11 protein-coding genes are annotated in these 10085 nt (G+C 64.8%); 5 read left to right on the top strand and 6 right to left on the bottom strand.

Features of this window, described 5'->3' with window-relative positions:
• Positions 1–448 precede the first annotated feature (448 nt).
• Complete coding sequence (locus JaAD80_RS27080) at positions 449–2704, top strand: TonB-dependent siderophore receptor (RefSeq protein ID WP_102299166.1); 2256 nt, start codon at positions 449–451, stop codon at positions 2702–2704.
• 9 nt (positions 2705–2713) lie between these two features.
• Here JaAD80_RS27080 and JaAD80_RS27075 read toward each other — a convergent pair whose 3' ends face one another.
• The gene (locus JaAD80_RS27075; protein ID WP_102299164.1) at positions 2714–3472 is read right to left on the bottom strand and encodes a nucleotidyltransferase domain-containing protein; all 759 of its coding nucleotides are present in this window, start codon (positions 3470–3472) and stop codon (positions 2714–2716) included.
• Between the two features lie 108 nt (positions 3473–3580).
• Between JaAD80_RS27075 and JaAD80_RS27070 the strand changes: the two genes are divergently transcribed.
• Together JaAD80_RS27070 and JaAD80_RS27065 are read left to right on the top strand one after the other, a co-directional pair.
• Positions 3581–4147, top strand: coding sequence for a methylated-DNA--[protein]-cysteine S-methyltransferase (locus tag JaAD80_RS27070; protein ID WP_102299163.1), 567 nt, complete (start codon positions 3581–3583; stop codon positions 4145–4147).
• 59 nt (positions 4148–4206) lie between these two features.
• Positions 4207–4581, top strand: coding sequence for a DUF1294 domain-containing protein (locus tag JaAD80_RS27065; RefSeq protein WP_102299161.1), 375 nt, complete (start codon positions 4207–4209; stop codon positions 4579–4581).
• A 12-nt stretch (positions 4582–4593) separates the two neighbouring features.
• On the opposite strand, the gene JaAD80_RS27060 is transcribed toward JaAD80_RS27065, so the two are convergent.
• Positions 4594–5316, bottom strand: a complete 723-nt coding sequence (locus JaAD80_RS27060) for a hypothetical protein (protein ID WP_102299159.1) — start codon at positions 5314–5316, stop codon at positions 4594–4596.
• Positions 5317–5491: 175 nt separating this feature from the next.
• On the opposite strand from JaAD80_RS27060, the gene JaAD80_RS27055 reads away from it, so the two are divergent.
• Positions 5492–5671 (top strand): hypothetical protein, encoded by a 180-nt coding sequence (locus JaAD80_RS27055; RefSeq protein WP_146012562.1) that lies wholly within the window; start codon positions 5492–5494, stop codon positions 5669–5671.
• A 253-nt stretch (positions 5672–5924) separates the two neighbouring features.
• Entirely contained in the window at positions 5925–6149 is a 225-nt protein-coding gene (locus JaAD80_RS27050) for a hypothetical protein (protein WP_102299155.1), read from the top strand.
• 67 nt (positions 6150–6216) lie between these two features.
• Here the strand turns inward: JaAD80_RS27050 and cydX are convergent, their stop codons facing one another.
• The 4 genes from cydX to JaAD80_RS27030 all read right to left on the bottom strand — a co-directional run.
• Positions 6217–6333, bottom strand: a complete 117-nt coding sequence (cydX, locus tag JaAD80_RS27045) for a cytochrome bd-I oxidase subunit CydX (RefSeq protein WP_034757467.1) — start codon at positions 6331–6333, stop codon at positions 6217–6219.
• Positions 6334–6382: 49 nt separating this feature from the next.
• Positions 6383–7537: a cytochrome d ubiquinol oxidase subunit II gene (gene cydB, locus JaAD80_RS27040; protein WP_102299153.1), complete on the bottom strand. Its 1155-nt coding sequence runs from the start codon at positions 7535–7537 to the stop codon at positions 6383–6385.
• 12 nt (positions 7538–7549) lie between these two features.
• A complete protein-coding gene (locus JaAD80_RS27035) occupies positions 7550–9127 on the bottom strand; it encodes a cytochrome ubiquinol oxidase subunit I (RefSeq protein ID WP_102299151.1) in 1578 nt (525 codons plus the stop codon).
• Positions 9128–9247: 120 nt separating this feature from the next.
• Positions 9248–10085 (bottom strand): ATP-binding cassette domain-containing protein (locus JaAD80_RS27030; protein WP_146012561.1); only part of this gene is annotated, 838 nt, incomplete at its 5' end.

Genomic DNA, 10085 nt, shown 5'->3' with positions numbered 1-10085 from the left:
TGGCGCTCTGCTGCGGCGCGGGCGCAGCCGCTGGCGGCGCGTGTTCCTGGGCCTGGGCCAGCGACACGACACACAACCATCCTGCACAGGCAATCCATGTACGCATGCATTTCTTTCATTGAGGAAAATAATTGGTCAGCGCCTGCATTATCGCAGATGCCCACGCAAGCCGCCGTGGACCGGCAGCGCGCACTCAATTGGTGCATACGCTTGCATATTTGGCAAACACGGCTTATATTGATAATGATTCTTATTCACAAAAGTGCAAGGATCAGGCAAGACCCAAAGCAATGCGCGCACTACTTTTCCACGCCCATCCGCGCCGGGCTTCATGGTGGAACTGCTATCCGAGCCAGATCCCGGGCCAGCGTCACGCCACCCTTCCAGCCACTGCGCCACTCGCCAGACGAGATAGGAAAACTCACGACTAAAATAGTCCAGGAAAATAATGCAATCGACTCCAGTACCATGCTCTTCCCGCCAGCCCGCCTTGCGTCCCCTGCCCCGTTTGCTACACAATTGCCTGCTCAGCCTGGCCACCGGCATCGCGTGTGCCGGCCTGTCGCTGCCGGCACTGGCAGCCGAAGGCGAGACCGATGCGGCCGAGAAGACCATGCCCGCCATCACCATCCTCGGCCAGTCGACGGCCAGCACGCAAGGCACGGGCTCCTACACGGCGGGCGAAGCGCGCAGCGCCACGCGCATGGATTTGTCGCTGCGCGAAACGCCGCAATCGGTCAGCATCATCACGCGCCAGCTGCTCGACGACCTGGGTGCCGTGCGCCTGGACCAGGCGCTGGCGCAAACGACAGGCATCCAGGTGGGCCAGAACGATACGGAACGCACGACGTTCTATGCGCGCGGCTTCGGCATCAACAACATCCAGATCGACGGCATGGCGCGCGGCGGCAATGCGCCACTGCAAGATACGATCCTGTATGACCGCATCGAAGTCATACGCGGCGCCACCGGTCTGATGGGCGGCAAGGGCGACCCGTCGGCCACCATCAACATGATACGCAAGCGGCCAACGAAAGCCTTCCAGGCCAGCGCCGGCCTCAGCATGGGCCGCTGGGATGACCAGCGCCTCGAGACGGACATTTCCGCGCCGCTGAACGCGGACGGCAGCGTGCGGGCGCGCGCGGCCCTGGCATGGCAAAAGCGCGATTCCTACCTGGACATGTATCACGAGCGCAAGACTGTCGGCATGGCCATCCTTGAAGCGGACTTGCGCCCCGGCACCCTGCTGACGGCCGGCGTCGACTTCCAGGACAACAAGCCCACGGGCGCCACCTGGGGCGCAGTGCCCTACTGGAATGCGGATGGCAGCCTGGCGAACTTGCCGCGCAACACCAGTTTCACGACCCCGTGGAGCACCTGGGCCAACAAGCAGCACACGCTGTTCACGTCGCTGGACCAGCGCCTGCCGGGCAACTGGAATATGCACCTGGGCTATGCGCGCACGGAAAGCACCAACCGCACCACGGTCGCGTATGCGGGCGCGGGCCATCCCGACCCGGCCAGCGGCGAGGGCATGCGCCTGTGGACGGGCGCCTACGGCCCCGGCAAGACCACCAACGACAATTTCGACCTGTATGCCAGCGGCCCGTTCACCTTGCTGGGGCGCAAGCACACGGCCATCATCGGCTGGAACGGCGGCAACCAGCGCGCCCGCTCGCTGGGCGGCGAGGCGGAAATCAATTATCCGGCCGCCATTCCCGACTACCGCAGCTGGACGGGCAACATCCCCCGCCCCGTCTTCCGCGCTGACGGCTCGCACACGGTGGATGTTACCCGCCTGGCGGGCGGCTACGTGGCTACGCGCCTGAGCCTGGCCGACCCGGTGCACCTGATCATCGGCGCGCGCAGCAGCACTTACCGCACGGATACGCGCAACTACGACACGCAGGGCGTGTACACGGGCAGCAGCGACTTCGTGGAAACGCGCAATGAAGTCACGCCCTATGTCGGCGCCGTGTTCGACATCAGCAAGCAGTATTCGGCCTATGCCAGCTTCACGCAGCTGTTCAACCCGCAAACGAGCAAAGACCGCAACGACAAGTTCCTGCCGCCGGAAACGGGCGACAACGCCGAGCTGGGCATCAAGGGCGAATTCTACGAAGGCAAGCTGAACGCATCGGCCGCGCTGTTCCACACGAAGAAAAAGAACCTGGCGGAACTCGACCGCACCGTGCCGCCCGGCTTCCTGCTGCCCGACGGCGGCCAGGCCATGGTGGCCAACGGCGCCGGCGTGACGGCCAAGGGCGTGGAATTCGACGTGGCCGGGCAGATCACCCCCGCCTGGGAAGCGAACGGCGGCTATACCTATCTGCACGCGGCCGAGGCCGACGGGCGCCGCGCCGCCACCACGCAACCGCGCCACTTGCTGCGCCTGGCCACCAGCTACCGTTTCAATGGCCAGCTGGCGGGCTTGAAAGTGGGCGGCAGCATGACGGCGCAAAGCGCCACCTACAGCGAGTCGTGGTACGGCCGTCCGCCCTCGGGCACCATCACCGATATCCCGCAGGCCGGCTACGCGCTGCTTAACGCCATGGCCAGCTACGCCGTCAACAAGCATGCGATGGTGCAGCTGAACGTGAATAACCTGCTGGACAAAAAATACTACCGCAACGTGGGCTTCTTTGACGGCGTGTTCTGGGGCGAGCCGCGCAACATCAGCCTGAGCGTGCGCGGCATGTTCTAAGGCGTCGCTTCAGGCCGGCGTGCTGCGCCAGTGCGCCGGTGCCGGCAAGGTAAAGCCGGCCAGCAAGGGGCCGCCAACGTGCGCCAGCACGGCAGCGGCGACCTGCCCGAACGCCTGCTGGCCGGCAGGCAAGTCGCTGGCCGCCAGGCGCAGTGCGCCGTCGAGCTGGACGGCGATGGCGGCATCGAACGCCTGCAGGCGGCGGAACAGGTGCTTGCCGCCGCCGCTCCACTGGCCAGCCGCGCGCAAATGCAGGTCGGCCAGCCATTCGTACAACTGGCAGGCGACGGCCAGCGCCTCGCCCGGCTGCGTGCTGTCAACCAGGTCTTCCAGCGCGGTGGTGACGGCGTAGCGGCGCCGCCGCAGGCTTTCCTCGTCCAGCACGGGCGGCCCGGCAAGGTCGATGGCTTGCGCCAGCGCATGCAGCCGTGCATGGGCTTCGCCGGCATCCAGGATGTTTTCGCCTTCGACCACCATCATCGCCAGCGGCACCTTGCCGCCGGGCGCATCCATTTCACGGCAAAAATAATCGAACGTGGCCAGGTCGTGCCCGAACAATTCCACCGTGCGCCCCTCGGCGACCTGGGTGTCGCGCCACGCGCACTCGACATGGTCGAACAGCAGCAGCAAGTCGATATCGGAACTGGCCGTTTGCCGGCCTGTGGCGAACGAACCACCGATGATGGCCGCCACGGCCGAGGGATAGCGTTCGCGCACCAGGCGCACGGCAATCGCGCGGATGGCGTCATAGGTGGGGATCGTCGTCAAAGCAAATTCTCCATGCCGAAAAACCCCATGCTACACGCATAGGCGTCTTGCCGGCATCTGCTACACTGGCGCTCATCTCATCGTGCACGGCGTGCACAAGGAACGGCAATGGAATACGTCTATATTATGGTGCCCTCGCCCGTCGGCGAGCTGACCCTGGTGGCGCGCGGGGAAGCCCTGGCCGCCATCCTGTGGGAAAACGACAAGCCCAGCCGTGTGCGCCTGGGCACGATGCGCATCGATGACAGCAGCGCCGTGCTGCAGGAAACGGCGCGCCAGCTGCGCGCCTATTTTGCCGGCACCCTGCAGCGTTTCGACGTGCCGCTCGATTTCGCCGGTACCGTTTTCCAGCAGGAAGTCTGGCGCGCCCTGCTGACGATACCCTACGGCCAGACGCGCAGCTATGGCGAGATCGCGCGCCAGATCGGCCGCCCCGCAGCCGTGCGCGCCGTCGGCGCCGCCAACGGCAAGAATCCCATTTCCATCATCGCCCCCTGCCACCGGGTCATCGGCGCCACGGGCGAGCTGACAGGCTTCGCGGGCGGCCTGCATGCCAAGGAAACGTTACTGGCGCTGGAAGGCATCGCCCTGTCGAGCGACCGCGAAGCGCTGAAGACGGGGCACGCCCGCCGCCGCGCCGTGCACATCGATACGGCGCAAGGCTGCCTGTTCTAGGCAACGGCAGCGCGGCCCTTGTGGGATACTCACGCCTTCCGCTCAAGCCTACACATCCTATGTCCTACCTTGTCATCCTGTTCTTTGTCGTCCTGTATTTGCTGGCCACCTTCTTTTTCCACATCCCCGCCCTGGTCGCCCTCGTGTATGGCGTGCTGAGCCTGAGCTGCTTCGTTGCCTATGCGATCGACAAATCCGCCGCCAAACAGGGCCGCTGGCGCACCTCGGAACGTACCTTGCTGCTGCTGGGATTGTTGTGCGGCTGGCCGGGCGCCATACTGGCGCAGCAATGGCTGCGCCACAAGTCGAGCAAGCGCTCGTTCCGTATCCTGTTCTGGATCACGGTCGCCATGAATATCGGCGCCTTCGTGTACTTCAGCCTGCATTACGCGGCACCCGATATCGGCACCGAGGTGGCGCCGATCGAACTGTAAGCCTGCCAGCCCTCACTCGCCCAGCAGACGCAGCGATTCCAGCCAGTCCGCCTGCCACTCGCGCAGCAGGGGCTGCGTGGCGAAGGCCTTCTTCAGGTGCGCCATCGGCACGCGGTGCACGTCGTGCAGGCCGAACGCCAAGGTCACCGGATGCCACAGGTGGCTGTTCTTGCCGCCGCGCGAATTCTTGCGCACGCGGGCGCCATCGTCGCCAAAGATGCCCACGCCGCTGGCCAGCCCCTTGTCCAGGTCGATCTTGCTCACGCCGGCAAAGGCCAGCAAAATCTGCTCGCGTCCCAGGCCCTTCAAGGCGCTGGGCAGGACGGCGGGAGCGGCTTGTTCATGCCCGGCCTCGGCTGGCTGCGGCTGCTGCAGTTCCTTCAACAATCGCAGCAGATCGCGTTCCTGGAAATGCAGGCCGTCATTCGGCGCACGCAAGCCATCTCCCTTCAGTTCAATGGCGAGATTGCCCGAGTCGCGGGTAAAACGCAGCCACACATCGTCGGCGCCCGAGGCCAGGTGTTGCTTGTCGCCGATAAATACGACGGGCGCCGCGTAGCGCGTCACGCCGTCATGGAACAGTTCGGCCCATTGCTCACTGTAGTCAAGCCACACATACGGCAAGCCGCCCTGCTCCAGCAGGCGCGCCAGGGTCCACGGGGAACCCGTCTGTTCAGCCAGCCAGGCACAGGCTTCGGTGGCGGTGGCGCGGTAAGGCAAGGAAGACAAGGTCATGGCGGTTCCATCGATAAAAGTGGAGCGCAGTGTAGCAGACCCGGCCTGACCAGCGCCGTGGCTGGCGCGGCGGGCGCGCCATTTTCGGGCGATGTGCTAGTCTGGAAGCATCAGCCCGCGCCACGGCCATCCCGGCCGCATGGCGTTGCCGAACACTGACTGCAAGGGGATCGTCATGCATTCCAGCACCAACGCCGCCACCGCACCCGCCCCGCCACCGGAGCGCGACTCGCCCACCCCGGCCAGCGAAAGCCACGCCGAGGAAATCCTCGATGAAGCGCTGAAGGAAAGCTTCCCGGCCAGCGACCCGATCGCCATTGCCATTCCCAAGCCGGCGGGCAAGCCGTCTGCCTGAACAAACGCGCTGTACACCACGTCGCGGCCAACAATATTGTCGGATTACGCGTGGCTTCGCCCCGCTAATCCGACCTACTTCCTATCCCCGCTAACTCATCCACCAGCCCGTAGGTCGGCTTGGCGCGCAGCGCGTAAGCCGACGCTACCACCGCCATGGTGTTTTTTTGTGCCTGCACCGCATCCAAATGGCGCTCCCGTGCGTAGATGGCTATGCCATCACCTGATTTGTTACCACGCGGAAAGGGAAAGCCATGCAGCATTACAGCAAGAAGACGGATCCCATGGACCAGCGCCTGTACCTGGCGCAGCGCATCGACCGTGCCGATGCGCGCCTGCGGCGGCTGAACGAGGCGCTGGCAGATGCGGCGGCGCGCGAACGCTGTGCGCGCTGGGTCACCGCCTGGGCCGTGGCGGCGGGCGCCGACGCGCCGCGCGGCATGAAGCTGCGCATCCGCGGCGAATTCATCTTGCTGTAGCAAGCAAAAAGCCCCGCCGGGCATTGCGCCGGGCGGGGCTGTTCAGTCCGTACTGCGGCCAGTGGATCTAGTCGCGGTACTGCTCGGGCGTCGTGTCGCCATCGGCAATTTCATACCACATCGCATTGAGTACGGCGAAGGTCGCCGCCAGCGGCAGACCCAGTATCCAGGCGAAATACCACATAATTATTTCCTTTCGTTAATTCCAACTAGATCGTATGGGACAATCAGGCTTAGTAGGCGTGACCGCTCTCCTCTTTAATTGCTTTTGCATCAACCTTACCCCACAGCACTTTATACACCCACGTCGTGTACGCCACGATGAGGGGGATGAAGACGGCCGTGACGACCAGCATGATGAACAGGGTCAGGTGGCTGGACGAGGAATCCCATACCGTCAGGCTGGCACGCGGGTCGATCGACGATGGCAGGATGAACGGGAACATGGCCGCACCGACGCCGAGGATGATGCCGGCGATGCTGGCCGCGCTGGCCAGCAAGGCAGGCACTTCGCGGCGCGCGCGCAAAAAGGCGAAGGCCAGCAAGGGACCCAGCAAGCCCAGCGCAGGCGCGATCCAGATCCACGGATGGGCGGCGAAGTTGAGGAACCACGCTCCCACGTGCACTTCGGCCGTTTTCAGCAGCGGGTTCGACGGGCCGTCGACCACCACCGTACTGGTGACGCGGTAGCCATCGACCCACAACCAAAGGGCCACGCCGGCCAGCGCATACAGCACGACGGTGGCGATGGCCGCCACGCTGCCATAGCGGCGTGCGCGTTCGGCCACGGCGCCGTCCGTTTTCAATTGCAGCCAGGTGGCGCCGTGCATCACCAGCATGGCAACCGAAACGAGGCCGCACAGCAAGGCGAACGGGTTGAGCAGCGCGAAGAAGCTGCCATCGTAGAAGATGTGCATGTCTGACGAGAAACGGAACGGCACGCCTTGCAGCACGTTGCCCATCGCCACGCCGCAGATCAGGGCCGGCACGAAGCCGCCGACGAACAGGGCCGCATCCCAGCGGGCGCGCCAGCGGGGATCTTCGCGCTTGCTGCGGAATTTGAAGGCCACGGGACGGATGATCAGCGCCACCAGGATGACGAACATGGCCAGGTAAAAGCCCGAGAACGAGACGGCGTACAGCTGCGGCCAGGCGGCAAAGATGGCGCCGCCGCCGAGGATCAGCCACACCTGGTTGCCTTCCCACACGGGACCGATACTGTTGATGATGACTCTGCGTTCCAGGTCCGTCTTGCCGGCGAACGGCAGCAGGATGCCCGTGCCCAGGTCGAAGCCGTCCGTGATGGCGAAGCCGACCAGCAGCACGCCGATCAGCAGCCACCAGATCAGGCGCAGTGTTTCATACGAAATCATTTCATGCAAAATCATGGTCTGCCCTCCTTAGGCGTGTTGAGTATGAATGGCCGGGGCAGCAGGCACGGGGGCCGGCGCCGTCTCTTCCGGCCCCTTGCGGATGGCCTTGAGCAGCAGCTTCATTTCGATAATCAACAGCACGGTGTAGATGGCGGCAAAGCCGGCGATGGTCAGCAGCAAGGTCGTCGCGCCCAGATTCGACACCGCCACGGCCGTCGGCAGCACGCCTTCGATGACCCACGGCTGGCGGCCCACTTCGGCCACGATCCAGCCCGCCTCGATGGCCACCCATGGCAGCGGAATGGCGAACACGGCCACCTTCAGCAGCCAGCGGTGCTTGTCCAGGGTGCGGCGCGTCGACAGCACGAAGAAGGTGCCCATCAGCAAGATGAAGAACATGCCCAGGCCGACCATCACGCGGAACGACCAGAACAGCGGCGCGACGGGCGGCACGGTATCGAGCGCGGCCTTGCGGATCTGCTCGGGCGTGGCCTGGCGCGGATCATCGACGTAACGTTTCAGCAGCAGGGCGTAGCCCATGGACTGGCCTTTCGACTCGAACATGTCCTTCGCCTCCTGCGGCACCGGCGCGCCCGGTGGCACGCCGCGGATGGTTTGCAGCGCGTCATACGCCTTGATGCCGTCGCGTATCAGCAGTTCGCCACGATCGACCAGCTGCTCGATGCCAGGAATTTCCGTGGTCAGCGAACGCGTGCCGATCAGGCCCATGACCATCGGGATGTGCACGGCGTAATGCGTCTCGCGCGCTTCCGCGTCCGGGAAGCCGAAAGCCGTGAAGGCGGCAGGCGCCGGCTCCGTGGTCCACATGGCTTCGATGGCGGCCAGCTTCATCTTCTGGTGTTCCGACGACAGGTAGCCGCTTTCATCGCCCAGCACCACCACCGACAGCGAGGCGGCCAGGCCGAACGAGGCGGCCACCGTCATCGAGCGCTTGGCCAGCTGCACGTGGCGGCCTTTCAGCAAATACCAGGCGGAAATACCCAGCACGAACACGGCCGCCGCCGTATAGCCGGCAGATACCGTGTGGACGAATTTCGCCTGTGCCACGGGATTCGTCAGCACGGCGCCGAAATCGCTCACTTCCATGCGCATGGTCTGCGGATTGAAGGCTGCGCCGACGGGATTTTGCATCCAGCCGTTGGCGATCAGGATCCACAGGGCCGAGAAGTTCGAGCCGATGGCCACCAGCCAGGTGGTGACCAGGTGGCCGCGCTTCGACAGCTTGTCCCAGCCAAAGAAAAATAGGCCGACGAAGGTCGCTTCCAGGAAGAAGGCCATCAAGCCTTCAATGGCCAGCGGCGCGCCGAAAATGTCGCCCACATAATGGCTGTAGTAGCTCCAGTTCATGCCGAACTGGAATTCCATGACGATGCCCGTCGCCACGCCCATGGCGAAGTTGATGCCGAACAAGACACCCCAGAACTTGGTCATGTCGCGCCAGATGGTGCGGTTCGTCATCACGTAAACCGTTTCCATGATGGCCAGGATCACTGACAGGCCCAGCGTCAGCGGAACGAATATAAAGTGGTACAGAGCTGTCAGCGCAAACTGCAGTCTGGATAAAGCGACAATATCGAAGTCCATATGATTTCCTTGGTGTTTCCCTACTGTAATTGTAAACTTGGTATCTATCTGATGCTGTTCGATTGGCGCCGGTGTTGTAAAGCTGTCAGGCAGCGCCGCCTGCGTCTCCCCTGCTCTTCTTCAATCGTTGCGCAATCGCGCCAGTGCCGCCTCGAAGGCTGGCGTACCGCGCAGCGCGTCGCCGGCAATGCGGCCGTCGCGCAATGTCACCAGCCGGTCCGCCAGCGCCGCCTCGCGCCGCAAGTGGGTTGCGATCAGCAAGCTGCGCCCTTCACTGCGCGCGCGCAGGCGCTGCAGGACGTCAACCGCCGTCTGCGCATTGAGCGCCTCTGTCGCCTCGTCCAGCAGCCACACCTTCGATGCGTGCAGGAACAGGCGCGCCAGCGCCAGTCGGCGCGCCTGCCCGCCGGACAGGCCCAGGCCGCCCTCGCCCAGCATGGTGTCCAGGCCGCCCGCAAACGCGCGCACTTCCTCGTCCAGGCCGGCAGCGTGCAGCGCGTCCCACAGGCGCGCGTCGCTGGCGCTCGGATCGGCCAGGCGCAGGTTGTCGCGCAGGCTGTCCTGGAACAGTTCCGTTTTCTGCGTGAACAGACAGGCGCGGCCCGCATGCACCGTGCCCGCCAGCGGCGCCAGCTCGCGCGCGGCAATGGCCAGCAAGGTGGACTTGCCCGCGCCGCTGGGACCAATCAAGGCCACGCGCTCGCCCTCGCCGATGTGCAGCGAGATGTCGTGCAGGATGGCCACCTGGCTGCCCGCATGCGCGGCGCTGACGTGTTCCAGGTGCAGGCCCGGTGCCGTCCCGATGCACGATGCAGGCTGTTGCCTGCCATCGAGGCGCGGCGCCAGGCGGCGCATGGCCAGCAGCATGCGGCCCGCTTCCAGCGCGCCACGGCGCAGTCCGGCAAACGGCTCGACGGCCGTCAGGGCGATCAGCAGGGCCAGGGCCGCCAGCGGCAGG

This window comes from Janthinobacterium sp. AD80, from assembly GCF_002878455.1.
GTDB lineage: Bacteria > Pseudomonadota > Gammaproteobacteria > Burkholderiales > Burkholderiaceae_D > Janthinobacterium.
The sequence above is the reverse complement of the archived record's forward strand: the minus strand, read 5'-3'. Positions and strand labels throughout refer to the sequence as shown.